General features: G+C 36.4%; 26 protein-coding genes. 11 read left to right on the top strand and 15 right to left on the bottom strand.

Going from position 1 to position 25666, the window contains the following annotated elements; all coding sequences use genetic code 11:
- Nucleotides 1-2: 2 nt before the first annotated feature.
- Nucleotides 3-800 carry a thymidylate synthase gene (locus tag ACMAZI_RS08780; RefSeq protein WP_115362521.1) on the top strand — a complete coding sequence of 266 codons (798 nt, stop codon included), beginning with the start codon at nt 3-5 and terminating at the stop codon, nt 798-800.
- On the top strand, nt 797-1285 hold the full coding sequence (locus ACMAZI_RS08775; RefSeq protein ID WP_334678587.1) for a dihydrofolate reductase: 489 nt from the start codon (nt 797-799) through the stop codon (nt 1283-1285). The genes ACMAZI_RS08780 and ACMAZI_RS08775 overlap by 4 nt, the downstream gene beginning before the upstream one ends.
- On the opposite strand, the gene ACMAZI_RS08770 is transcribed toward ACMAZI_RS08775, so the two are convergent.
- Nucleotides 1280-2893 (bottom strand): YiiX/YebB-like N1pC/P60 family cysteine hydrolase, encoded by a 1614-nt coding sequence (locus ACMAZI_RS08770; RefSeq protein ID WP_115362523.1) that lies wholly within the window; start codon nt 2891-2893, stop codon nt 1280-1282. The genes ACMAZI_RS08775 and ACMAZI_RS08770 overlap by 6 nt on opposite strands.
- A 90-nt stretch (nt 2894-2983) precedes the next feature.
- Nucleotides 2984-3559: a Maf family protein gene (locus tag ACMAZI_RS08765; protein ID WP_412473338.1), complete on the bottom strand. Its 576-nt coding sequence runs from the start codon at nt 3557-3559 to the stop codon at nt 2984-2986.
- Between the two features lie 101 nt (nt 3560-3660).
- Between ACMAZI_RS08765 and ACMAZI_RS08760 the strand changes: the two genes are divergently transcribed.
- From ACMAZI_RS08760 to ACMAZI_RS08750, 3 genes are all read left to right on the top strand, one after another.
- Nucleotides 3661-4509 carry a methyltransferase domain-containing protein gene (locus tag ACMAZI_RS08760; protein WP_412473339.1) on the top strand — a complete coding sequence of 283 codons (849 nt, stop codon included), beginning with the start codon at nt 3661-3663 and terminating at the stop codon, nt 4507-4509.
- A gap of 213 nt (nt 4510-4722) precedes the next feature.
- Nucleotides 4723-6096, top strand: a complete 1374-nt coding sequence (locus ACMAZI_RS08755) for a DUF4105 domain-containing protein (RefSeq protein WP_412473340.1) — start codon at nt 4723-4725, stop codon at nt 6094-6096.
- 14 nt (nt 6097-6110) lie between these two features.
- Complete coding sequence (locus ACMAZI_RS08750; protein WP_412473341.1) at nt 6111-6431, top strand: hypothetical protein; 321 nt, start codon at nt 6111-6113, stop codon at nt 6429-6431.
- A 21-nt stretch (nt 6432-6452) separates the two neighbouring features.
- Here the strand turns inward: ACMAZI_RS08750 and ACMAZI_RS08745 are convergent, their stop codons facing one another.
- The 5 genes from ACMAZI_RS08745 to ACMAZI_RS08725 all read right to left on the bottom strand — a co-directional run bounded on the left by ACMAZI_RS08745 (nt 6453) and on the right by ACMAZI_RS08725 (nt 12971).
- On the bottom strand, nt 6453-7124 hold the full coding sequence (locus ACMAZI_RS08745; RefSeq protein ID WP_412473342.1) for a thiopurine S-methyltransferase: 672 nt from the start codon (nt 7122-7124) through the stop codon (nt 6453-6455).
- Between the two features lie 112 nt (nt 7125-7236).
- Nucleotides 7237-9606, bottom strand: coding sequence for a ribonucleoside-diphosphate reductase subunit alpha (locus ACMAZI_RS08740; RefSeq protein ID WP_115362536.1), 2370 nt, complete (start codon nt 9604-9606; stop codon nt 7237-7239).
- Nucleotides 9607-9609: 3 nt separating this feature from the next.
- Nucleotides 9610-10581, bottom strand: a complete 972-nt coding sequence (locus ACMAZI_RS08735) for a ribonucleotide-diphosphate reductase subunit beta (RefSeq protein WP_233500267.1) — start codon at nt 10579-10581, stop codon at nt 9610-9612.
- A 479-nt stretch (nt 10582-11060) separates the two neighbouring features.
- A complete protein-coding gene (locus tag ACMAZI_RS08730; RefSeq protein ID WP_115362540.1) occupies nt 11061-12017 on the bottom strand; it encodes a tyrosine-type recombinase/integrase in 957 nt (318 codons plus the stop codon).
- Between the two features lie 87 nt (nt 12018-12104).
- On the bottom strand, nt 12105-12971 hold the full coding sequence (locus tag ACMAZI_RS08725) for an acyl-CoA desaturase (protein ID WP_115362542.1): 867 nt from the start codon (nt 12969-12971) through the stop codon (nt 12105-12107).
- Nucleotides 12972-13132: 161 nt separating this feature from the next.
- On the opposite strand from ACMAZI_RS08725, the gene ACMAZI_RS08720 reads away from it, so the two are divergent.
- The 3 genes from ACMAZI_RS08720 (at nt 13133) to ACMAZI_RS08710 (ending at nt 16266) form a co-directional block, all read left to right on the top strand.
- A complete protein-coding gene (locus tag ACMAZI_RS08720) occupies nt 13133-14677 on the top strand; it encodes an FMN-binding glutamate synthase family protein (protein WP_412473343.1) in 1545 nt (514 codons plus the stop codon).
- Complete coding sequence (locus ACMAZI_RS08715; protein WP_412473344.1) at nt 14677-15651, top strand: helix-turn-helix domain-containing protein; 975 nt, start codon at nt 14677-14679, stop codon at nt 15649-15651. Before ACMAZI_RS08720 ends, ACMAZI_RS08715 begins: the two co-directional genes overlap by 1 nt.
- 138 nt (nt 15652-15789) lie before the next feature.
- Nucleotides 15790-16266 (top strand): hypothetical protein, encoded by a 477-nt coding sequence (locus ACMAZI_RS08710; protein WP_412473345.1) that lies wholly within the window; start codon nt 15790-15792, stop codon nt 16264-16266.
- 236 nt (nt 16267-16502) lie between these two features.
- Here ACMAZI_RS08710 and ACMAZI_RS08705 read toward each other — a convergent pair whose 3' ends face one another.
- The 3 genes from ACMAZI_RS08705 to mnmD form a co-directional block, all read right to left on the bottom strand.
- Complete coding sequence (locus ACMAZI_RS08705) at nt 16503-17066, bottom strand: HNH endonuclease (protein ID WP_115362550.1); 564 nt, start codon at nt 17064-17066, stop codon at nt 16503-16505.
- 221 nt (nt 17067-17287) lie between these two features.
- The gene (locus tag ACMAZI_RS08700) at nt 17288-18220 is read right to left on the bottom strand and encodes an NAD(P)H-dependent flavin oxidoreductase (protein ID WP_412473346.1); all 933 of its coding nucleotides are present in this window, start codon (nt 18218-18220) and stop codon (nt 17288-17290) included.
- The gene (gene mnmD, locus ACMAZI_RS08695; RefSeq protein ID WP_412473347.1) at nt 18220-18975 is read right to left on the bottom strand and encodes a tRNA (5-methylaminomethyl-2-thiouridine)(34)-methyltransferase MnmD; all 756 of its coding nucleotides are present in this window, start codon (nt 18973-18975) and stop codon (nt 18220-18222) included. Before mnmD ends, ACMAZI_RS08700 begins: the two co-directional genes overlap by 1 nt.
- Nucleotides 18976-19051: 76 nt before the next feature.
- Here mnmD and ACMAZI_RS08690 point away from each other — a divergent pair, with 76 nt between their 5' ends.
- Complete coding sequence (locus ACMAZI_RS08690; RefSeq protein WP_412473348.1) at nt 19052-19747, top strand: hypothetical protein; 696 nt, start codon at nt 19052-19054, stop codon at nt 19745-19747.
- Nucleotides 19748-19758: 11 nt separating this feature from the next.
- Here the strand turns inward: ACMAZI_RS08690 and ACMAZI_RS08685 are convergent, their stop codons facing one another.
- Nucleotides 19759-21519: an acyl-CoA dehydrogenase family protein gene (locus ACMAZI_RS08685; protein WP_115362558.1), complete on the bottom strand. Its 1761-nt coding sequence runs from the start codon at nt 21517-21519 to the stop codon at nt 19759-19761.
- 88 nt (nt 21520-21607) lie between these two features.
- Between ACMAZI_RS08685 and ACMAZI_RS08680 the strand changes: the two genes are divergently transcribed.
- Nucleotides 21608-22216: a tRNA-uridine aminocarboxypropyltransferase gene (locus ACMAZI_RS08680; protein WP_412473349.1), complete on the top strand. Its 609-nt coding sequence runs from the start codon at nt 21608-21610 to the stop codon at nt 22214-22216.
- A 23-nt stretch (nt 22217-22239) separates the two neighbouring features.
- On the opposite strand, the gene ACMAZI_RS08675 is transcribed toward ACMAZI_RS08680, so the two are convergent.
- The 3 genes from ACMAZI_RS08675 to ACMAZI_RS08665 all read right to left on the bottom strand — a co-directional run bounded on the left by ACMAZI_RS08675 (nt 22240) and on the right by ACMAZI_RS08665 (nt 24325).
- Entirely contained in the window at nt 22240-22674 is a 435-nt protein-coding gene (locus ACMAZI_RS08675; RefSeq protein ID WP_115362561.1) for a Dps family protein, read from the bottom strand.
- Nucleotides 22675-22781: 107 nt separating this feature from the next.
- Nucleotides 22782-23423 (bottom strand): PAQR family membrane homeostasis protein TrhA, encoded by a 642-nt coding sequence (gene trhA, locus ACMAZI_RS08670; RefSeq protein WP_115362563.1) that lies wholly within the window; start codon nt 23421-23423, stop codon nt 22782-22784.
- A 77-nt stretch (nt 23424-23500) separates the two neighbouring features.
- Nucleotides 23501-24325 (bottom strand): hypothetical protein, encoded by an 825-nt coding sequence (locus ACMAZI_RS08665; RefSeq protein ID WP_412473350.1) that lies wholly within the window; start codon nt 24323-24325, stop codon nt 23501-23503.
- Nucleotides 24326-24418: 93 nt separating this feature from the next.
- On the opposite strand from ACMAZI_RS08665, the gene ACMAZI_RS08660 reads away from it, so the two are divergent.
- On the top strand, nt 24419-24895 hold the full coding sequence (locus ACMAZI_RS08660) for a GreA/GreB family elongation factor (protein ID WP_158536887.1): 477 nt from the start codon (nt 24419-24421) through the stop codon (nt 24893-24895).
- 3 nt (nt 24896-24898) lie between these two features.
- Here ACMAZI_RS08660 and ACMAZI_RS08655 read toward each other — a convergent pair whose 3' ends face one another.
- On the bottom strand, nt 24899-25630 hold the full coding sequence (locus ACMAZI_RS08655) for an SOS response-associated peptidase family protein (protein ID WP_115362570.1): 732 nt from the start codon (nt 25628-25630) through the stop codon (nt 24899-24901).
- Nucleotides 25631-25666 lie beyond the last annotated feature (36 nt).

Here is a 25666-nt window from a genome sequence, read left to right as displayed (position 1 = left end):
GGATGAGACAATACTTAGACTTAATGAAGCACGTGCTTGAAAATGGTCAAAAGAAAGAGGATCGCACAGGTACTGGTACGATTTCTGTATTTGGTTATCAGGCCCGCTATAATCTAGAGGAAGGTTTCCCTTTAGTTACTACAAAGAAATGTCACCTTCGTTCAATTATTCACGAACTACTTTGGTTTTTAAAAGGTGATACGAATATTGCATATTTAAAAGAAAATAAGGTTCGTATTTGGGATGAATGGGCAGATGAGAATGGAGATCTTGGTCCCGTTTATGGTTATCAGTGGCGTCACTGGAAAACTCCAAATGGTGATGAGGTTGATCAAGTTGCAAATTTAGTCAAAGGTCTACGTGAGAATCCTTTTTCTCGTCGTCATATTTTAACTGCTTGGAATCCGGCCGATGTTGATAATATGGCCTTGCCTCCATGTCATTCTTTTATCCAATTCTACGTTTCACCTGATATGAAATTATCTTGTCAGCTCTATCAAAGATCAGCTGATATTTTCTTAGGTGTACCATTTAATATTGCTTCGTATGCATTATTCACTATGATGCTAGCTCAAGTTACAGGTTTAAAACTTGGAGAGTTCGTCCATACAATGGGGGATGCTCACCTTTATTTAAATCATATTGAGCAGGCCAAGCTCCAACTTACTCGCGAGCCACATCCTCTTCCAAAAATGTGGGTTAACCCTGAGATTAATTCTATTTTTGAATTTACTTATGAGGACTTCAAGCTTGAAGACTATGAGGCCCATCCACATATTAAGGCCGAGGTTTCAGTTTGATTCTCTCTCTTATTGTTGGAATAGGTAAGAATCGAGAAATAGGAAAGGGCAATGATTTGCTCTGGCATATTAGCGAAGACCTAAAGAACTTTAAAAAAATAACAAGTGGCAAGCCGATTATCATGGGGAGAAAAACCTATGAATCTATCGGAAGACCTCTTCCTAAGAGACGTAATATTGTCATCTCTCGTGATCCTTCATTAAAAATTGAAGGATGCGATGTCTTTACTGATCCTGAAGAAGTCCTAAAAGATCTTAAATCCTCTGGCGTTGAGGAAGCCGTTGTTATAGGTGGTTCTTATATTTATGAATACTATCTTCCTAAGGTTGATCGCATCTATTTAACAGAGGTTGATTTTGAAGGAGATGCCGATGTGTATTTTCCAAAATTTGATCGAAGTGAATTTAGTGTAAGTGAAGAGAAGGTATTTGAAAAAACGCAGAACTCACCGGCGTGGAAGTTCTGCGTTTTGAATCGATTATAAAGTACTATCTTTCATTAATTTTCTAAAGCTGGAGTCGAGGTCGCCACCGACTTCTTTTCCATCATGTATAAGTAGAACAGTTTTAAACTCAAGGCCTGGCCCTACTTTTTCACCCACGTTATCAGGTGAGATTGTATAGCGGCCTGCTGCTTTTGCAATTGGCCAGTCCATATCATCAAAAGTTACATAAGCAAGCTCTGAACAAACAATTCTTTCATCTGTTTCAACATCAAAATTAAAATCGTATACTTTTCCGATCTGTCTAAAGGCATTGATTAGATAATCCTGCTTTTCTTCACGAGTGAGGTTTATCTGATGCCTTACGGCCGCAAGATCATCAATATCCATAAAGTGGTGGAGAGTATTATATTGAACACCTGGCCTTAAAGCTTCAATGATTCTCTTGCCTTTGTTTTCAATCTCATCATGAAAAGGAACAACTTCTGGATGATCCCAGATACCAAGTTCCTGTAGCTGTTGTTTATTACCGGTCCATATCGCCACGTGTCCCCAGTGACCAGGAATAAATTTATCCGTAAGTCTAAAAGGAGTCTTTTCTAAAAGAATATCCAGCGGTTCTAACTGCGCTTCAAGTTCTGCAACTCTTTGTGGTGAAGGGTCGTATAATTTTCCTTTTCTTGTTTGGACAAGGCCTGCTGTATTTCCAAAGCCTTGAGAGACAACGTGAGTAACGTTATTCTTACTTTCTTTAAAGTAGTCAGTAATATAACGCCATATCATTGATACTTTTCTTCCAAAAATTCCACTTTTAAATTCTTTATCTAATTTAACAAAAGATTGTGAAGATTGAATTAGTGAGTCTAGATAGTAATTTGCTCTATCTGGTATTACATCATGCTTAATATAGTAATTTACTAGATCATCATAAAGTTTTAGCCCGCGTTCAATACGGTTGTAATTATCGTATTTATTAAAGCTATAGGTAATCTTTGCTAATTGGTTTTTAAGATCAGCATTGTCATAGTTTACAAGATGTCTGATTTTCTTCATCTCCTGAATTTGAGATAAAACGATCATATAATTATCATACATAACTAATGAAGTAGCGATGGCAGTTTTAATATCATAGATTAAACTCTTTCCAAGTTCATCTTGTGGGTTGATATTAATTTCTTTGTATCTAACCCAGCGGTAATCATCATGACGGTCTTTATTTCTTGGCCCTGGCTTTTTAACTTTCTTTCTCTTATCAAGAATTTCAGAGCGGCCTTGTTCAATAATATTGATCTCGTTATACTTATCTGTGATCCATTTTGCATTTTCCACATTAGGCCAAACAGCATCACGGAAACTCTTATAAGTTTCAGTCCCTTCTTCATGAATCTTTGTGATCTGATTACTTTTTAATACTTTTTGCTCTTCAAGTTCAATGATGAAATCAATGGCCTTGTGTCGCCAAACCAGAATTTCTTCAACACGGTTTTGAAAGTTTTCAAGATGCTCATGATCATAATAGGTTTCAAGCTCCGGGCCATAGAGGTTTACCGAAGAGATAACACGATTATTATATTTTTCGTGTTTACTGGTACAACTTGCCATTAATAAGAGCGAGCTTAAGACAACAGCGATTGTTTTCTTTTTAAACATGATTCCCCCACAAAGATTTCAATAGGTCTTATCGGAAATCTTTGTGGAGTTATTTAGTCGGAAATGATGTTTTCTACTTATATTGGGGACTTAGAGGACATCAATTCCAAACTCTGGAAGGATTTTAGACAGAGCAATTAGTGGAAGTCCTATGATAGACGAATGATCAGGACATTCAATTTGATCAAAGAGTGCTATGCCTTGGGTCTCTAGCTTGTAAGCTCCACAGCTCCATAATGGCTCATCAGATACGACGTATCGCTCAATTTGCTCATCACTTAGCTCCTTCATTGTCATTTTAGAGACAACTGTTTCGACTACTTGTTTATCTTTTGAAATAACAGCAATACTCGTTATAAGCTCATGAGTCTTACCTCGTAGCTTTTTTAGATGAGAGATAGCATTTTCAATTGTTTCAGGCTTATTAAATATGTCACCATTGAAGTTTAATACCTGATCTCCACCAATAATGATCGCTTCTGGATTATTCTTCAAAACTTCTTGCGCCTTTTGCAGTGAAAGCTGTCTAGAGACTTCAAGGGGTGAGATACCATCATTTTTTATCGCTTCTTCATCAATATTAGGGGATACACATGTAAAGTCTAAGCCTAATTGTTTTAACTGGTTCTGTCGAAATTGTGATGAAGATCCTAATATCAATTGCATAGTAATTTCCTGTGTTATAAAGAACTTATGTGGCCAAGCTTAGCAAAAATCCCCCTTAAAGTCTAAGCATGTTATAATGAGCAAAACTTATTGAGGTAAATATGACAGATATTAAAGATGATAAAAAGAAGAGTGAATTTCCATATCTTCACGGCTTTGATAAGGCCGAACAAGATCGACTAAGAGCACAGGCCAGATTTGCAGAGCAAACAGTTTATAAGAATATCAACCTTTCTCGAGTTAAAGAACTTATTGAAATAGGTAGTGGTGTTGGTGCGCAAACGGAGATTCTACTTAGACGTTTTCCTGATATGCATATTACTTGTGTTGATCGTAGTGAGCACCAGCTTGCATCTGCTAAGGAGTTTTTAGAGTCTACTCTAAATGGGGCCTTAAAAGATCGATTCGATCTTCATCAAATGGATGCAACGGATTTACAATTTAGTTCCCGCAAATTTGATGGAGCTTTTCTTTGTTGGATTTTAGAGCATGTGCCTGAGCCCGCAAAAGTTTTGTCAGAGGCCAGAAGAGTTCTTCGCCCTGGTGGCCGAATATATATATCTGAAGTTATGAATTCAAGTTTCTTACTTGATCCTTATTCTCCTAACACTTGGAAGTATTGGCAGGCATTTAATGATTACCAATACGATATGGGTGGAGATCCATTTATTGGAGCAAAACTTGGAAACCTTCTTATGCAACAAGGTTTTCAAAATATAAAAGTAGAGTCTAAGACATGGCATTTAGATAATCGACGTCCTGATAAGAGAAAAGAATTTATCGATTATTGGTGTGAATTGCTCTTGTCGGCTGCACCTCAACTTGTAAAAGAGGGAAGAGTAGATCAAGAAACGGTTGATCTTATGCGAGTTGAGCTTAGGAAAGTTTCAAATGATCCAAATGCTGTTTTCTATTATAGTTTTGTACAAGCAAGCGCAAACGCTAGTTAATAATGGCCGTCAGTTTATTTGACGGCCTCTCTTTCTTTCAAAAAAACCTTAAATAAATTTCTCTTCTTGTATAAAGAGTAAAATCTTATTTATCTTTTTATCTTCCTATTTACAGATACTTATAACGTCTTATCTTATGTCTACTAAATGAACACCCTATATCATTATTTCTCTTTCAAACAATTCTTTTCGTTTTCATTATAAAACTAATCCATGCAATTTATTACCTCTGTGCGAATATTTATCTGTCTTCTTTTAGTGTCACAGGTCACTATAGGGGCCGATATTGCTTTTAAGCACTTAGATCGCAATGAGAGAGATCAGTTCTTAGCACTTACCAATTGGAAGAGATATGCTCGTATGATGCGTGTAAATGGTGATCTAAGAAGAAAGGTTTACTATCGCTCTTTAAGAGAAAATAATAAGTATGAAAGTCCTAAAGAAGAGTTCAATTCTTTTGTCAGTGAATTTTATCAAAATAGTAATTTCAAATGCAACAACTTAGCTGCCTATGAATTCATTGTTGATATTACGGGTGAGAGAACATTTGAATCACAGGTTTGCGATAATCATTTCTCTACTTTCATATCAGTTGCTACTGGTTATAAAGAAATTAGTTTTTATAAAAATAGAGTTTTAAAGATCTCATATCTGATGGCCTCTAATGGTGAAAGTGCCATGAGTCGCTTTGGCCATAGTATGTTCTATGTACGTGCTTGTAAGAAAAATATTGATAATTGCCCACTCAAATATCAGACGGAGTTCATCCTTGGTGTTGTTGCTGATGTTGATGATTTAGCACCGGGACTACTTAAGGGAATTTTTGGTGGATATGCAACTAAGATTGACTTCATGACATTGGCCCAAGTTAAGCAAAAATACAATTACGACGAGTTTAGAGATCTTGACCAATACGATTTAAAGCTAACTCAAAGAGAAATCCATCGCTTTACTTCTCACGCTTTAAGGCTTTATGAAGAAAAGGACATGGGAGACTATAAATTCTTTTCAGCTAATTGCGCTACTGAATCTTATAAAATCTTAAGAGCTACAATTGATCCAAGTAAATTGCGTAGTAAGCCTTTGACGCCAAAAGGACTGTTAAAAGACTTGAAAGAAGATGATTTAGTCCGTGATGAGATGACAAGACAATTTAAAGAAAAGTCTAAGAAGGTAAACGGTTATTTGGCCCATCTTGGTTTTAAAAGTTTTGAAGATTATTATGAGCTTCCTGTGGAGCAACGCTATCAAATAGCGGCAAATATCTCAAAAGAAGATATGCGTTTTACCAAAGCATCTTATATATTCCTTGAGAAAATGGCCCTAACAAGATTGCAAGAAAACCTAGCGACATTGGCCCTTAAGTCCGGTGATAAGGGCCTTAGAGTTAAATTTGAAGGATTAGCAAATCGTTATAAGGACTGGGCAAGAGAAAATAAGAAAAGAGCAAGGCATGGCCTTTCTCCTATAAAGAGTGATGTCATAGGTGAGATGAATCAATTCTACCTTACGCACTATAAAGATGAAGTAACTAATATCGCTGTTATGGCAAATAATATACTTAAAGCTAAGAAAAGTTTTAAATAATTAAGGAGAGTATTATGAAAAAATTATTACTACTTACAATTGCACTATTAAGCTTAAACACACAGGCAAATGATATTTCTGAAAGAGAGCTTTCAACTATTATCACTATTGCACCATTTTACTTAACAACTGATGCTACTGTAGACGCGCTTACTCAAAATGAGTACGAAGAAGCAGGTCAAATCGCAGCTGATGGTGTTGTTACTGATCAGGAAAGAGATGAAATGTCTGTTGAACTTTTAGTTCGTCTTGATGAATGTTTAGAAACATTTGGAAATGACTTCGGTTATAATGAACTAGATTGCCTGAAAGAAATTGCTCGTTACGACGACTAGTATTTAATCTGGGCCAATTATTTAATTGGTCCAGATTAGTCTTTTGATTTTCTTTATTCCTGCTTCTTGGAAACGATCCATTGCCTTTATACTTAATTCTCTATCAAGATTTATATCTGGATAAAATTCTGTTGTTTCAGATTTTTTAATCGCAAATGGAGGTCCGAAGTCTTGTGGCCCATTATGATCCATCGTTAGTAGGAGTATTTTTGTTTCATTATTAATTAATCGTTTTATCGTTGGGTAGTACTTCTCTTTTCTCATAGAAGGTGGAAGCGCAATATTTGAAGCTCTGTCATAGAGATAGTCAATATTCCCAAGATTCTCTAATGCAAAGAAGTCCTTATTATAAATAGTGATACTTCCCTTATCCAATTGGCAGCGGTATATTCCATCTTCTTGAGTCATATTAGGAATTTCATTTTCACGAAAGAAGTCCTCTACCGGCTCTTTAACCACTTCAACACCAATTACATTAGCTCCTTTGTTTGCAAGGTAGAGCATATCTAAACTCTTACCACAAAGGGGAACTAGAATATTCTTTCCACTTATATCTTTTTCGTTAAAGTAGTTTTCCATTACAGGGTTGAATTCTGATTGATGAAAACCAGTAAAGCCTTTGTCCCAGCCTTCTTGCCAAAAACCTGTGTTATCTTCAATTTGATTTTTTTTGATATCTCTTTGATCAGGCATTAAAAGTTCCTATATCTTAAAATGAATAGGGGGCCAAATCCCTTGGCCCCCCGTATTCTAGCAGTTTAATTTAGTGACAAACCAAATTAAATTAGAAATTTAAATATGCAATCTAGCTTCCGCACATCTCGCAGTCTTCTGGGTTCTCAATTGAACAAACCATTGCTGCTGCTTCTTGCTCTAATTGCTCAGGAGTCTTCTTTGTTTCGTTCTTAACAGTGAACTGAACAGCGTTAACTGCAGCACGTGAACGAAGGTAGTACATACCTGTCTTAAGACCTTTTTTCCAAGCATAGAAGTGCATTGAAGAAAGCTTACCGAAGTTAGGGTTTTCCATGTGGATATTTAGTGATTGACCTTGGTCAATATATGGCCCACGTCCCGCAGACATGTCGATAACTGCTTTTTGCTTAACTTCCCATACTGTTTTGTAGAGCTCTTTTGTTGCTTCTGGAATTCTTTCAATTGATTGAATTGAACCATTGTTAGCAATGATCTCATTTCTCATTGTATCATCCCAAAGTCCAAGATCGATTAGATCACGAACAAGGTACTTGTTAACAACTGCAAATTCACCAGAAAGAACACGTCTTACATAGATATTTGAAGTAATTGGCTCAAAACACTCGTTATTTCCTAGGATTTGAGAAGTTGAAGCAGTTGGCATTGGAGCTACTAGTAGTGAGTTTCTTACTCCGTGCTCTTTTACTTCTTTCTTCAGTGCATCCCAGTCCCAACGGCCAGAGTGTGCTGAGTGTCCCCACATATCAAATTGGAATTGTCCTTGTGACATTGGAGAACCTTCATATGTTGAGTAAGGCCCATCAATTTTTGCTGTATCTTTTGAAGCTGTAACAGCTGCAAAGTAGATCGTTTCAAAAATATCGTTATTAAGCTTAAGTGCTTCTTCAGACTCAAATGGAAGTCTCATCATAAAGAAAGTATCTTGAAGACCTTGCACACCTAGACCGATTGGACGGTGTCTCATATTTGAGTTCTTAGCTTCTTCAACAGGGTAGTAGTTTACATCAATTACTCTGTTAAGATTCTTTGTCATACGATAAACAACTTTATATAGGTGGTCGTGATCGTAAGTTGCTTTACCTTGGTCGTCGATCTTTACAAATTTGTTAAGAGCAACTGAAGCAAGGTTACAAACAGCTACTTCATCTGGAGCTGTGTACTCAAGGATTTCTGTACAAAGGTTAGAAGACTTAATTGTTCCAAGGTTCTTCTGATTTGATTTCTCGTTAGCTGCATCTTTATATAGCATATAAGGAGAACCAGTTTCAGTTTGAGACTCAAGAACAGCAAACCATAGGTCTTGTGCTCTGATTGTTTTCTTGGCCTTACCTGCTTTTTCGTATTTAGTGTATAGCGCTTCAAACTCAGCACCATAGCAGTCAGCTAGACCTGGACACTCGTGTGGGCAAAATAGTGACCACTGTCCATCTTCTTCAACTCTTTTCATGAATAAGTCAGGAGTCCAAAGTGCGTAGAAAAGGTCACGCGCTCTTTGCTCATCTTTACCAGTATTCTTTTTCATTTCTAGGAATTCAAAGATATCTGCGTGCCATGGCTCAAGATAGATTGCAAATGAACCTTTACGCTTTCCACCACCTTGATCAACGTAGCGAGCTGTATCATTGAAAACTTTTAGCATTGGAACGATTCCGTTCGACGTACCATTAGTTCCCTTGATGAATGAACCTTTTGCGCGGATATTGTGGATTGAAAGTCCAATACCTCCAGCTGACTGAGAGATTAATGCAGTTTGCTTAAGAGTATCGTAGATACCATCAATCGAATCATCTTTCATCGTAAGTAGGAAACAAGAAGACATTTGTGGCTTATTTGTTCCCGAGTTAAATAGAGTAGGAGTTGCGTGTGTAAAGAACTTCTGACTCATTAGATTGTATGTTTCAATAGCTGCTTCCATGTCATTCATGTGCATACCAACAGAAACTCTAAGAAGCATTTGACCTGGTCTTTCAACAATCTTCCCATCCATTTTTAGAAGGTAAGATCTTTCAAGCGTTTTAAAACCAAAGTAGTCGTAATTGAAGTCACGCTTATCAACTAGAGTTTTATCTAGAAGTTCAGCATTCTCCATTACTGTTTCATATAATTCTTTTGAAACTAGTGGTGCGTGCTCACCAGTTGCTTTATTTACATAGTGATACATTTCCTTAACATTCTCAGAGAAACAACCTTTTGTTTCTTTGTGAAGGTTTGAAACTGCAACACGTCCTGCAAGGATATTGTAATCAGGGTGCTTAGTCGCTAGATAAGCTGCAGTTTCAGCTGCAAGATTATCAAGCTCAGAAGTTGTAATACCGTCGTAGATCCCTTCAATTACTTTTTGCGTAATCATTGTTGGATCAACGTTATCTTCTAAACCAAAAGCAAGTGTATTGATTCTATCTGTAATTTTATCAAATTTAATTGGCTCTCTTTCGCCACTTCTTGTTTGTACGTACATTTCTTAAAACTCCGCGTCTAAAGTGAAAGTGTTATCAGACTTTTCTGATAAAATACCCGGTCTTTGGTATTCAGATACTCTCTTTTCAAAGAAGTTTGTTTTCCCTTCTAGAGAGATTAGCTCCATCCAATCAAATGGATTATCTGAACCGTAATGACTTTCTAGACCAAATTGCTGCATCCAGAAGTCTGCTACGAATTCGATATATTGCTTCATAAGGTCTTGGTTCATACCGATTAGAGAAACAGGAATTGCTTCAGAGATAAACTCTTTTTCAATTTCTACTGCTTCAGTAATGATCGATTTAATTGTCTCTTTTGAACACTGCTCATCTTTGTCTAGTAAAGAGTGTAGAAGGACAGCGAATTCACAGTGAAGTCCTTCATCGCGAGAAATAAACTCATTAGAAGTACATAGACCTGGCATAAGTCCTCTTTTCTTTAACCAGAAAATTGAACAGAATGATCCAGAGAAGAAGATACCTTCAATAGCTGCAAAAGCGACAAGTCTTTCTGCGAATGTATTCTTTGCACGTAACCACTTCATGGCCCAGTCAGCTTTTTTCTTAACTGGCTCAAAGTGATCAACGGCGTGGAAAAGACGATCTTTTTCTTTAGCGTCTTTAACATACGTATCAATTAGTAGTGAGTAAGTTTCTGAGTGAATGTTTTCCATTGCGATTTGGAAACCGTAGAAACATCTCGCTTCTGGGTTTTGTACGTCGTTGTAAAAACGAACCGCAAGGTTTTCATTAACGATACCGTCACTTGCTGCAAAGAATGCAAGCACGTGAGTAATAAAGTGCCTCTCATTGTCATTTAACTTTTCCCAGTCCGCAAGGTCCTGTTCTAAGTCAATTTCTTCAGCAGTCCAAAATACTGCCATGTGTCTCTTGTACATTTCCCAAATTGAATTGTACTCAATTGGAAAAAGAACAAATCTGTCATCGTTTTCTGCTAGAATTGGTGAAGTCACAAGTTCCTCCTTAACTTTGTAAAAAACACGGACAGTAATGCTGATGTGCGAGGCATTAAAATCTTGTGTGTGCGTCTTACATGTAACTTAAAAATTAGTAAAAAATATCAAATCTTTTAAAATTAATTTAATAAGATCGTGCTGTATGTTCTATTCTAGTTTAGGCCGATGGAGTACTTCTTATCAATATACAATGGGCCAAGATTTTGACATATGCTTTTTGCGCCTCTAATTTTTATTCTTGATCACTATTGTAGAGCTTTTAATACCTATTAAATATGGGCTTGACGAGATTTTGCAAGTTCTTTTTACAGAAAAAAAATCGTGTCTAAAAAAGTCTGTCATCTAATTTTTAGAGGTGAAGGTGTGTGTTAACGCTATGTGCTTATACTATATCTTGTGGCCGTAGGATTTTTGACACTACTACATCTTGTGAAAATATACGAACATTGGGATGCGTTGTAATTAAAATTACAAATTTAATCCCAATTAAGTTTTAAAGTCGGTGCTTCTTTGATCTTATTTCTTCTCTTATCGTATTCACCGGTTGTTTTCACTGAAGCGTGCCCAACTTCAATTGCAATTGTGTAAATATCGACACCAATTTCTAGGAGTTCTCCAATGAATGTTGCTCTAGCTGAGTGTGGTGTAATCTTTACGCCAATCCCTGCTTGTTTTGCATAGCGATCAAGAAGCTCATTAATAGTACTTGGATGAAGTGGTTTATTAAGAAATTCTGGATTACTTGGGTTTCGTGTTGGTTGAAAGAGCCAGTCGTTATCTCCCGTTTCTCTCTCACACTCATTCATCCAATCAATATATTCTTCGATGGCCTTTATTGCTAAAGGGTTTAAGACCTTCTTTCCAAGCTTTCCACCCTTTGCGCGGTATTGAAGGACCTTATTGTCCCCTTGAGTTTGATAGTCTTTAAACTTGAGATTTAAGACCTCGCTCTTTCTAAGTCCTGTTGTAAAGAAAGTAACAAATAGAGCAACATGAAGATATTTTGAATTCTTATTTTGACCCATAAGAGCAAAGAGTTCTAATACCTGATCTTTTGTAAGGGCATTAGTAGGGGACTTTACTTCACTACGTGGTCTTCTGACACTTGAAACAGGATTTGCTTTAATTGAATTTTTTTCAACGAGGTATTTAAAAAACACACTTAGACTTGCTAGCTTTCGATTGATCGTCTTAGGAGTTGAAGGATTCTGATTATGGCCGCCAAATTCTGATAAGTAGTTTCGATATTTAATGACATGGATTCTTTCAATACTTTCAAAGTTTTCAATTTTAAAATAATCACTTATCCAGCAAAGGAATTGATTAATGTCGTTTAAATATGATTTTCTTGTATGTGATGAAGTGAAGTTTTCAAAAAACTCTTCATCAAGATCAAAGTTGTGGCCAGGGTCGACCTGTTTAAGACTGAACATATTTCTATCTTAAGTTGTTTTATATCGGGTAAGAAGAGGGAAAAATATACGCGCTATGACCTTCATAATCATAACGCGTATCAGGTATTACTGCGCTTGAAGGCGCGATTTGATAAGTTCTGCTTTTGTACGTTTTAAGTTCCAAGTTAGGCCAAGGAAGTTTAGGCCACGAATTAACCATTTTGTTGGATCAAAGTGGTACCATTTAATACCGTTGCGATAATCAGCTTGAAAAGTGTGGTGGAAATTATGATATCCTTCACCATATGTGAATAGTGCCATAATCCAACTATCACGTGCCGTTTGTTTCTTATCATATGGCCTTGTTCCAACAACATGGCATAGTGAATTAATAAAGAATGTGCAGTGGTGAACAAAGACGATTCTTGCAACACCAGCAACAAATAATCCTCCAAGCCATGAGCCCGCTATTAGGTGACCAAGAAAGGCCGGTAAGAGGAAACTAAAGATAATAACAAATGCCAAATAGAACTTATGTTGAAACATAACCATTGGGTCTTTTAATAAGTCTTTTGAGAATTTGTATTCATCTGCATCTTCTAAGAGAAGAATCCAGCCCATATGAGCGTAGAAAAAGCCTTCATTGATATTATATGGATCATGGTCTGTATCTACCTTTCCATGATGAACTCGGTGATCATTACACCACTTTAAGGCCGAGTTTTGTACAGCAGCTGCACCAAAAATCAATAAGAGAAGCCTAACAGGCCAACTTGCTTGATAAGATCTGTGGGCAAAGAGTCTATGATAGCCTGCTGTAATACCTAGTCCTGTTGCAATATAAAAGGCCAAAGAAAGGGCCATAATTCTCCAATCAAAACCGTCAACTTTAAGCCATGCAATAGTTCCTGCAATAGCTACAATAGGCGTCAATAGGAGAAAGATTGTATTTGTTTTGTTTAAGTTCTTAAATGAATAAGTTTTCGTGCACATTGGCGTTATCCTTGATTTGCGTGTGGTACTTCTTCTTAATTTATTTTAACAAGAGGCAAACAGATTCATTGTAAAACTAATGTAAATGTTGACGATAAGTTAGCTATAATATGTAAATATAAAATAAAAACTATTTCTTATAGTAAATGTAGAGGTCAAAAATGGCTTACTTAGGTCGCGGTATTAGCCCTAGAAAATTATTTTGGTGGTTCTTTTTTGTTACAAATATAGCAACAGTTTTTGCGGGAGAGTTCTTTAATGAATTCTTCTATTATCAATACTTAGTATTAGTTCCAATATACCTTTTAGGTTTTTATGATCTATTTCAAAGTGAACATACACTAAAAAGTAACTATCCTGTTGTTGGAAGGTTTCGTTATGTAATGGAAGATCTAAGACCTAAGATCTATCAATACTTTATTGAATCTGATGAAGATGGAACGCCGATTCCAAGAACAATTCGTAATGTTATTTATCAAAGGGCCAAGCTTGCTCTAAGTACTAAACCATTTGGAACTCAGAAGAATGTTTATCAAACTGGTTATGAGTGGATAAATCATTCAATGTATCCTAAAGAATTTAGTGAAGTTCAAAAAGACCTACGTGTTGAAGTAGGAAGTAAGCATTGTACTAAGCCTTATAGTTTATCAATTTTTAATATTTCGGCCATGAGCTTTGGGTCTTTAAGTTCTAGGGCCGTTGAAGCTTTAAATCGCGGTGCTAAACTTAATAACTTTGCCCATAATACTGGTGAAGGTGGAATAAGTGATTACCATCAAAGTGGTGGCGGTGATTTAATATGGCAAATTGGTACTGGGTATTTTGGTGCTAGAAACGAAGATGGTAATTTTAGTGATGAAAACTATAAGAAGAGAGCAACTTTAGAGCAAGTTAAAATGATTGAATTAAAGCTTTCTCAAGGAGCTAAGCCTGGCCACGGTGGGATTTTACCAGCAAAGAAGAATACTGCGGAAATTGCAAAGATTCGTGGTGTAAAAGTTGGGACAGAGGTCGACTCTCCACCATCTCATAAAGAGTTTAGCAATGCAAAAGAGATGGTTGAGTTCATTGAACGCTTAAGAAAGTTGAGTGGAGGAAAGCCTGTTGGAATAAAAATGTGTTTTGGAAAACGAAGTGAGTTCGTTGATATGGTAAAGACATTTAAAGAACTTGATAATTATCCGGACTATATTGCAATTGATGGCGCTGAGGGTGGAACTGGTGCAGCACCACTTGAGTTTTCAGATTCTATTGGAACACCTCTAGTGGAAGGACTAACTAATTCTTATAATATCTTAAAGGAGTATGGCCTAAAAGATGAAATTAAAATAATAGCAGCGGGTAAATTATTTACTGGCTTTGATATTGTCAAGGCCATCGCTTTAGGTGCCGATGCCTGTTATGGGGCACGTTCAATGATGCTTGCAATTGGTTGTATACAGGCATTAACTTGTAATTCAAATAAATGTCCTGTTGGTATTACTACTCAAAATCCAGATCTAGTAAAAGGAATTAATGTTGAGCAAAAGGCCAAACGTGTCGCTAACTTTCATCATGCAACACTAGAGGCCGTAAGAGAAATTGTTGCAGCAGCTGGCTATGATTGTGTTACAGGTCTAAAACGAAAAGATATCTTTAAGCGTGATAGTAATCATGGTGTTCACTCTTACGAGGATATCTACCCCACATACAAGGTTGAAGTCTAATGGGTTTAGCTAAAGAACTTGATTATGATTTGCTTGCCCAGCAATTAATCCGCTCAATTCGTGCAGATAAAAGTCAGGAATGGGTAAATCAAAGGCTTGGGTCAACTTCAAATATCGTTCATCGATGGGAGAAGGGACATGCAAAGGCTTCATGGGAGGACTTTTTAAAATTCTGTGAAGTTTTTAGAATTGATATGAAGTTTATCTTCGTTTCATATTTACGCTTTCAGGGTGAAGTTCATGAGGTTAAAGAATTACTTTCTTTTCTCTTTAGTAATAAGAGTTTAAATGATGTGTCTAAGTCTTGTGGGTTAACAGCATCAAAGCTTCGTCGATTAAAAAATGGAGAAACAAACCTTAGCTTAAATGATTTTCTACAAATTATTTTTGGTTTTGATGATATGGAGTCCATGGCCTTGGTCTATGACTTGGCCGCTAATAATTCAATACCACTTTTAGACGAAAGAAATAAGAAGCGCATTGAGATTACAAAACATTATTTTAGTAATCCAAATATAGGCTTAGTCCTTATATGTCTTGATCTTAATGCTTATAAGAAGCTTTCTTTTCATCAAGATAGTTTTATTTCAAAAGCATCAGGTATTCCTCTTAAAGAAGTAAACGAGATACTTAGTCTTTGTGAGGCCAATGAATTAATTGAGATGAAAAATGGCCTCTATCAATCAGGAAGCATTCGTGTAAGTGATCGCGGATCTAGAGATCAGATGCTTAATACTCGAAAATTTTGGCTAGAGAAGGCCATTTCAAATATGAGTGATAAAACTGAATTAGACGCCTATGGCTCGATGGTTTTCACTGCTAGTCAAAGTGCTCGAAAAGATATTATTGGCCTTTACTTACGTTTTTTTGAAGACTTTAAAAAGATTGTCATGGAAGATAAGGATGAAGACCTTATTCCTCTTATTCTAAATTTTAACCTTATAAACCCTGGTGATGACGATATAAATGACTGATATTTCATAAAAGTGTCTGATTTTGTAAATGATATTTCAAAATGACAGATAGTTTTTTATCTGTCATACCCAAGGGTTCTATCCAATTTGTTTATCCTCACATAATTTGATTTAAAAACAAATATAAGGGGATACGATATGAAAAAAATAATCTTTGCACTATTTCTGATGATGCTTACATCTTTTACTTTTGCAGAATCAGTTGCTCGATTTCAACTTAATTTCACTCTTCAAAGCATGATGACAGGAGAGTATATCGCCGATATAAATTGTGAAGTAAGACAGGTTCTTCAATGGGAGTCTGCAGTTAATGTTTTTAAATGTGAAAACTTAAAGAGTTCTGAAGTCTTTCTTATTAAAGGTGTAAATGGCGTGATTGGTTATAGTTACCAAAAAAATGTTGCTTACTCTAAGTATTACTTAAGTGGAGCTAATGGTTTAGTTTCAACTTTGCTAAAAAAAATGGGAAAAGAATATAAGGTTCTTGGCGCAGGCATGCTTGAGTTCTATTACTACGACAGAGCGCCAAAGCTTGGGACGCAAGAGACAATTGTTAACACTGACAATGACGATGCTTTAATTCTTAATATAAGTGATGTTTATTATCTTGATTAAAATAGTGATAGGGAGCTTAGCTCCCTTTTTTATCTGAGATTTTCAAACAAATTAAATAAAATATCATAGAGTGAAATCCCATTTAATTTTTTAATGCTCTTTATCGAGTAGAGTTCCACGGGAATGATCATTTGTCTTTTGTTTTGAATTCTCATAGGGATTGTTCTTCTCATTAATTTATCTTCCTCCTGTTAGGTTAAGTAGGAGGACCTTGTATGGCCCTCCTTTGATTTAGGTTATGCGGCAAGTTCAAACTTCATTTTTTCTTTTGTGATTCTAGTTAGTTTTTCAAAGTCATACGTATAACGTTCTCTTAAAAGCTTATTTTCTTTAATTGTGTTTACTAGTGCCATTAAGTGATGACTTTTTCTGTAGTCAGTCTCTTCTTTGTTAGACTTTTCTTTATTACAAGTTGGGCAAAGCACTTGTAAGTTGTCGATCATAAACTCTAAGTGAGGATGAATCGACTTTGGTTTAATGTGGTCGATATGCATATTTTCGTGTTCAATACCGCACTTTAAGCATTTCTTTCCTTGGATGCGAAATACCTGTTTGCGTAGGTACTTCCAATTTTTTTCATTCCCAAACGCAACTTGGGACTTTCTAGTGTGAATAAACTTCGCAATTTCAATTTGCGTACGAAAATCAGCTTTTTCCATCTCAGGTATTGCGATTTTTGGCCTGATAACGAAAACAAATAGCGATAACATCAACGAGAGAGAGCCTATGTACCATACTAGTGTCATGGCCAGTTCACGATAGAAGTTAAATGATAATCCATTCATCGCGATTGCATTCATTGCGTTTACCTCCGTCTAAATGTCTTTTTACTCTGTGTGTTTTTTTGTGTGTATGTGTGTTGTGTGCCTATTAGGACTTCTTCGACCTCCTCACATAGATAAGTTGCAAAGGATGTGCCAAAAAAGATAACAATTTTAGATGGTTATCATCTAAAAATTATGATTTATGGAGATAAAAAGTAACTGTTCATTTTAGTCAGGATCAGAGCGGCGCCACAAAATTAGAATATTGTGCTGAAATCTTTCATGAGCTCACTCACGCTTGGTAGATCCTTTATTGCACCTGAGGCTTGGCCTACTTCTAATTCACCTTCGTCTGTATCACCATCAAGCATACCAAGTTTTGCGCGTCCTTTACCAAGGTGTTCAATGAGTTTTTCAACTGGTGCGCATTCAAGTTCTAACTTAAGAGATTCGGTTGCAAATTTATTTTTTAGAAGTCTAACTGGTACATGGGGTTTCATTTGAAGACGAGTGTCTCCAGGGCCTGCAGCAATGATTTTGTCTTTGTAATTTTGATGGGCACTACTTTCTTTGGTCATAAGAAAACGTGTACCAAGTTGTACGCCACTTGCTCCAAGACAAAGTGCGGCCTTTATTGTTCTCGTATCAAAAATACCACCAGCTGCAATAACAGGGATTTTAACTGTGTCACATACTTGTGGAATAAGACACATGGTTGTGATCTCATCACGCCCATTGTGGCCTCCTGCCTCAAATCCTTCTGCAACAATAGCATCAACGCCAGCGTCTTCACATTTTTTCGCAAGTAGTGGGCTTGAGGTAACGTGAACGACAGTGCATCCTTGGTCTTTTAGAAATTTTGTATATTTCTTTGGAGAGCCAGCTGAAGTAAAAAAGATTTTTATCCCCGCATCAAGACACACTTGTATTTGTTCTTCGGCCAAACGATAGAGTAGTGGAACGTTTACACCGATATGCTTGCCATCTTCTAATAGGTCATGTGCTTTCTTTAAATGCTCTTTTAAAAGCTCTGGCTTCATTGAGCCTGCACCAATTAGACCTAGCCCTCCAGCGTTGCTAACAGCGGCCGCTAATTTTGATCCAGAAACCCAAACCATTCCACCTTGAATAATAGGATAGTCGATATTAAATAATTCACAGATATCTTTTCCACAGTCTTTAAAATTCATTAAATATCCTTATCGCTAAAAGCAGGGGTCTTTGACCTTATTAATTCTTTTTCTAATTTTTCATCTCGATAAGACTCAAGAGTATAGGCCCTTGTGGCATTTCTCTTATTTCCAAAGCCTTTCATATTCGTGACGATAAAGCCTGCCTCTAACATCGCCTTACGTATTTTAACTGAGGCCGAATATGTTGTCATAACAGAATCTTTATTGCATAAACTACGCAGATTCCTGAACCATTCTTTTGTCCACAAAGTAGGATTTTTAGTAGGCGAGAAAGCATCCTGAAAAATACAATCTATCTTAATATCTTCTAAGTCTAATTTCTTTATAGTTTCTCTAGCATCACCAAGTAGGATCTTTACTTGAAAATTCTCACTTAGATTAAAGCTTATGAATTCTTTATTCTTTTCTAGATTGCTTATATGCTTACCAATTGAAGCTTGAGAAATTACCCAATTTGCCAATTCGGGATCAATTTCCGTTGTAATAAATTTAATCTTATTAGCTATATCTTTAGTGCTCTCAAATGTTGCTAGTATTCCAAGGCCTACTCCAAGACCTATCTCTAAGATCGTAATGTTAGAAGCTTGGGCCCTCTCTAGCACACTACAGCCTTCAACGTAATTATAGAGTGTTTCTTCCAGAGCACCTGCTGTTGAGTGGCAATTTTCATCAAAATGGCCACTGTGTAATGTTATATAACCATCATCTGTTGTAACTGCTTGATATTCGCTAAATTTTGTTTTGAATTTCATAGGTAAAACTTAACATTTCAGTGATTCAAGGTCTATTCCCATTAAGTTTTCTTAATTTTCGACGATAAGATATCTGATGAAAAGTATCGGCTTTAAGCTTCCAACATTCATTATTTCTCTCATTTTACTCTTAAGCTCATGTGGAGAATATGGTGGCGGAGTTGCGTCTTTGGCCAATCGAAATGTCGGTGATAATGTTGAGGTGCAATCATCTCTAGATGAAATTGGTACTAGCAATATTCGTTCAATTTGTTCACGTCTTAGGGCCATGAGAATGGATCTCCAAACGATTACTGATATTGAAAGTGTTGTGTTTAATGTTAAGTTTGGCTCTTGTATGAGTGGTGATAGTGTTCGTGATGTTGTTGCTGAATTAAATGCAAATTATAATGGAACAGCAACTCTATCTGTAAAGACTAACCAATTTGATGTTCCAGGTACTCTTTTAGAATCACAAGTTCAAACTGATTTAAATGGTGTGGTGGCAGATTTTTGTAGCGCCTTTGCAAGCAATAGTGATGTCAATGCTGTCTATCAAAACTATGCAAATCAGGGAATTGTATATTCATTCCCAAATACTAATACTTTCATTAGAAGTGTTGTCATTGATAATTCTCAAAATAAAGTATTAGTTGAGAAGCAAACTTATATTATCGAAGAAAATTCTATTGCTGATAAGAATGTTTTAGTTGAAAGAATCGAATACCAGTCTCAATGTGCTAATAAGAATACAAAGGTCGATATCCAAAAACTAAATGAATACCGACCTTAGAATATTTCTTCTTATCTAATTTCCCAATCTTTATAAATTCCAGTAAGCCTAGGTGTAACAAGTGTATGATAGCGCTTAAATAAGTCATAGCGCTCCTTATCCATTGAAGAATGGTTTGCTAACACTCTTAAAGTTTCAAGATATGAAAGTCCCTGACATATTGTTTCAGCATGAAGCATGAGTTTGTCGACATTATCTTCATTCATCCATGCTTTAGGATTAGTTAAGTCTGATAGCTTTTCTGGTTTAAGGCATTTCATAATCAACTTAATAAGATTCTTCTTAAAAGTATATTGACTACCTGAAAGCTCTCGTTGGCCTAAGTTATCACTTGCTACCCATGCAAATGCAGGGTGCTTGATAAAGAGATTTGAGAAGTATTTTTGCGGATTTTTTGCAACATATTTAATCATATCCTTAAGGGCCATAAGGGCCTGAATTTGACTTGTTCCTTCATAAAGTAGTGGCCCAAATGAGTCTCTGTGATAACGACTTACTGGATACTCTTCCATGAAGCCATAACCACCTAGAACTTGAATGGCCTTAGTAGAAAGCTGTGTATAAGCTTCACATGCATAGTATTTCACAAGTGGAGTTCTCTTTCTTGTCCAAATTGAAGCATTCTTAAAGATGGCCTCTTCTTCTTTTGTTAGTTCTCCAACTTCATTCTTTTTAAGATCAAGTTTTTGGAAGATATCATATGAAGAAATTGTATCAACTAAAAGAGCTCTAAGAGCATCTCTTTCTGTTTCAAAATCTTCTAAATTTCTTTTCATAAGTGGTAATTCAGATATTGGTTTATCAAATTGAACGCGCTCTTGAGCATAGTTCTTTGCATAACCGATACATCCTTCAATTCCACCTAAGGCCTGCATTCCTACAGCAATACGCGCCTCATTCATAAGGTGAAGCATATATCTGAAACCTTTTCCTTCTTCTCCAATAAGACGTGCAACAGAGTTTTCATATACGATTTCGCATGTGAAAGATCCGTGCATTCCCATCTTGTGTTCATTCTTAGCAACCGTATAATTAAGGCCTTCTACAGTTGGATCATCTTGTTCACAGATAAACATTGAAATACCTTCAAGTCCTTCTGGTGCACCTTTAATACGTGCTAGAACAAAACCAATTCCACCACCACCATTAGTGATGAATATTTTTGAACCATTTAATTTATATGTGCCATCACCAACTGGTGTTGCGCTTGTTTTAATCATACCAAGATCAGATCCACAACCTGGCTCTGTTAAGTTCATTGATCCCGATAATTCACCAGCAACAATCTTAGGTATAAGTCTTTCGGCCGTTTCATGGTCACAGAAGCGGTGAACCATATCTGCGATAGAGGTAAAGAATGCAAGTTGCGTACATTGTGAATTACATGCACGTGATAATTGCTCTAAGAGAATCATTAGGGCAACAGCTGGTAGTCCCATACCACCAAATTCTGTCGGAACACATAGGCCAAAAGCACCAAGTTCAGTTGCTTCTCGATAGAACTCACTTAGTTCTTTTCCTGGAATAGTGCGACCATCCTTAACAACACCAGCGCCATTGACATCAATGGCCTCTGCGCGATTGTAAACAGCATCAGCTGCCCAGCTTCCAGTTTGTGTCATAAGTTCTTCAATAAAACTTATCACTTCTTCTTGATTGTTAAATCCATCTGCAGTTGGGAACTCTTTATAATAAAGAGGGATTATGGCCTTCCAGTCCACTGCGTTCTTTAACATCCATTGCCATTCTTTTTCATCGCTAAAATAATTCATTAAAGATTGATCCTTTTATAATTTAACTATTAACTAATATTAAGACATTTTTCGAGTAAATGTGTCAATTCTATGATAGTTAAACAGCATGTCAAAACCACGCCGAAATACACGTGAATCACGTTGCCCAACTTGTCGCATCAATACACATTGGTGCTTTTGTGAGCATTTGAGTAGTTTTCACAATAACACTGATGTCATTATCCCAATGCATTATACTGAGCGATGGCTAACGAGTAATACTGCATATTTTGCAACCCTTGTACTTAATAAATGTAAAATTATGGAAAGGGGGAATATGTATGACCCCTTTGATCCAAACGCCTTTGACTTCGAAGAAAATAATTATATCTACTTATTTCCGACACAAGACTCACTGCCTTTAAATGAGTTCGTGGCCGATCATCGAAAGACTTGTTTGGTTGTTCCGGACGGATCTTGGTCAAAAGCAAAGAAATTTCATAAAAGGGAAGATGTTCTAGCAAAAATGCCAAAATTTCATTTAATTGATGTTGGTGAGAGTATCTATGAATTAAGAAAGTCTCCAGGAGAGAACTTCTTATGTACTTATGAAGCAATTGCACACGCATTAAGTGTCTTAGAGGGAAGTGAAGTAAAAGATCATATGATGAATATATTTAAGGTCTTTGTGGAAAGAGTAAAAAAAAGCCGGAAAGGTGATTTCCGGCTCGATTGAAAAAATAGGATGTCGTAGTAATACTATTCGAGCATTGCTTTAAGTTGCCAGTTTTGCTTTTCTAGCCAAGCAACTTTGTCATCAGCATATGCTACTGTTGAAGCATCTCCCGCTTCGTCAGCAGTTCTTGATAATTCTTTAAATGCATTTAGGAAGTAGTCATTATCTTTTAAAATAATTTCTAATGACTCTTTACTAGTAAATGAAGACTCATTAGTTTCTTTAATACGACTAATCTCTAATGCATTGGCCATTGTTAGAACTGGTTTTTCACCAAGTTGTAATTGTCTTTCTGCAAGGTCATCAAAGATAACGGCGAACTCATTGTATAGAGTCTCTGTTAACTCGTGGATTGGAAGAAACATCATCCCCGTAACATTCCAGTGAATATTATGTAGCTTCATGAAATATACTTGGGCATCTGCTTGAATAAGTTTTAATTGATTAATTGTATTCATACGTTCTCCTTTTTTGTTAACGTGATCAGTATAACAATAAGAATTATATGAATCCAATAAAGAATATATGTCATGTAATAGTCAAAATCTATTGAAATTTAGGTTTATTAAACGTATGCATACACCGCGTAAAAGTGCGATGTAGTCCCTAGAAGAACACAAATATGCCATATTGCATGACCGAGATAAAGGCTTTCACGCAAGTAGAAGAGAACTCCACTCATGTAACACGCTCCACCAATAACGATCCATTTTAAGCAGTCAAAACTTAAGTTTGATTGAAGTTCATTTCGAATTACAAGAACCATCCAGCCCATAGCAAGACAAAGAACAATTGTTAAAACTTCAGATTTGTTAAATGCAAATAATTTAATGAGAATCCCGATAAAGGCCAAGGCCCAAATATTGATCATCATCCACATTCCGGTTTCACCGCGAATGGCCAGCATTAGAAATGGTGTATACGAGCCAGCAATTAGTAAATAGATACCAATATGATCCATGCGACGAAATATTTCTTTAAGTCTACGACTTCTTTTGCTGTCAAGGCCATGATAGAGAGTCGACATACTATAAAGAAAAGTGATGGACAGTCCAAATACGCTATAGGCAAAAGTATGTAGACCTGTTTGGGCCTTCATGATCATCATGACAGTACCAACGACACCAAGGATTATACCAAGGCAATGGGTTGAAGAATTAATAATTTCTTCAAATTTTGAATAGAGTTCTCCGTCTCTCTCGTGCATATTAAAATTATAGCAGAAGTTAAGAAATTCTATAGGTAGGTTATTTATTCACTTAACATTTTCTTAAGTAAAAGTGTCTAAGTGTCTGTATTTGCAAACCAGCATGGAAGCCTCTTGGAAAGGGCATTTTCGCCAATTTTTCCACTTTCATAAGGCATTAAGGCACTATTAACGATAATATCCATACGACATTGCATACTAGGATAACTATCTTTTGTCTCTTTCACCACGAGGTTATCAGGTGTATGAAATTGTGGAAGTACATCGTTATTTACATAATTGATGGCCAAGGTGAAATCACGAGCAACTTGCATTGTCTCAAAACAAAGTCTTTTATTTAATTTATCTTCTAGAAACTTTTCTTCACAAAGAGATGCGGCATATGGATCAAGCTCTAGAGGTGCATCGAAGTATTTAGGATACTTGGTAACAAATTTCTTATAACAACTATTGGCCGCAAAGAAGTCTGATTGGCCTTCCGTACTCATATGTTGCATTCCCTTAATTTTAATGCGGGGATATTCTCCTAGTAAATGCCCAACCTCATGACATGCTGTAAAGACAAAGGCCCTTTTGGTCATATCAGGCAGTCTTGCAAAGCCACCCCAGAAGTTTACTTGATAAGTGTTATTCTTTTCTTCGTATTTGGCCCACGCACTAAAATAAGGAGTCTCCCAATCCAATGTTGCAATAACCATCGTTCGCCCTTGGCGACGAGCTTCTGTTTGATATAGCTGAGTGACTGTACTTACAATGAAGTAAAAGTCTTGTTGCTTTATCTCCGAGCCCAAATCCTCATGAGCTAGTATCTGATATTCATGAGAATTTCGTTCTTTGCTCTTTATTGAGGCATCAGAGAACGAGGAAACCAGAAGAATTGATAAGAGAATGATAAACTTCATACCTGCCTTATACTTTCAATCTTTACCAAGGCATAAATAATTGAAAATAATACAGTCTTTTTAATATGATAAATATTAGATAATATGTTGGATATGAAAAAAGAAACAGTAGCACAGGCCTTACTAGGTCATTTAAAGGATGAGTTTGAAAAGGCTCAAGAAGTTTATGAAAACTCACGTGGAGCTTCGCAAGAAGCTGATATGGCCCAAGAAGGTAAGTATGATACTCGCGCCATTGAGGCCGGTTATTTAGCAGGAGCCTTAAAAAAGCGTGTCGATGAGCTTGAAATTGACGTTAAAATGATTGAGGAGCTAATAGAAGAGCTTCCTCAAGGTAAGAAGGTTCAGATAGGCTCTCTCGTTGAGTTAAAATTTAATAATCAAACTCGTCATTATTTCATTACACCAACGGCAGGTGGAACCATGTTAAATGTTGACGGTAATGGACTTCTTGTTATCTCGGTTTTTTCTCCGATTGGAAACGAAGTTCTTGATCTTGAAGCTGGCGATATTTTTGATGTTGAAACGGGTGATATTACCCGAGAATACGAAGTTATCTCTGTAAATTAATCTTTAACTTGGCCATTCATAGCTAAACTTTTCGTTTTCTTGAGCGGCCAAGATCTCATATGCATCACTTGGGTTTAAGTCTCTTGGATTTAGCCAATCATCTATATATTCATGATTTAGAAATATAGGACAACGATCGTGTCCCATTATTTCAACTTCATTTGGTGGATCTGTTGTAATTATAGCAAAGGACTTAAATTTAACGCTTCCATCTGTAGACTGCCATTCATCCCACAAGCATGGCGCCCACATGAATTCATTATTTGTAGGTTTAAACTTTATTAGTGTTTTCTTATTATCTTTTAATACCCATTCATAGAATGCATCAAAACAAACAATGCCATGATTTCTCATAAATAGAGGTGACCATGTCTTTCTCTTTTCAAGTGAGTCGACTCTGGCGTTAAAGACATTAAATTTAGTTGGGATCTCTTCTGAAGAACCATTTGGCCTTATACGGTAGCGCATAGGAGAGATTAATCGCTTCTTTTCTTGTGCCGTTATAACACTCGTAAAATAATTCGGGTAGATGCGACCAAGTTCATCTGGGCCCTTAAAGTAGCTTCCACTTGGTTTTCTTTTTAAGTTTAATTGTTTCTTAATTTCATCTGCCCCAAGCTTTGATTCAAGCTCTTGCATGGCCTTAAATTGGTTGTAGGATAAGCGATCAAAATCCGCATTCATCGTCGATGAAACTCTTTTTAAGTCACTTGCCGCTTGGATAGAAAAACACATAGATAAACTTTAACATATTTAAATTATTCGTCGAAG

Source organism: Halobacteriovorax sp. YZS-3-1 (genome assembly GCF_047084945.1).
Taxonomy (GTDB): domain Bacteria; phylum Bdellovibrionota; class Bacteriovoracia; order Bacteriovoracales; family Bacteriovoracaceae; genus Halobacteriovorax_A; species Halobacteriovorax_A vibrionivorans.
Note: the sequence above shows the minus strand (reverse complement) of the source record. Positions and strands in the feature narration are given on the sequence as shown.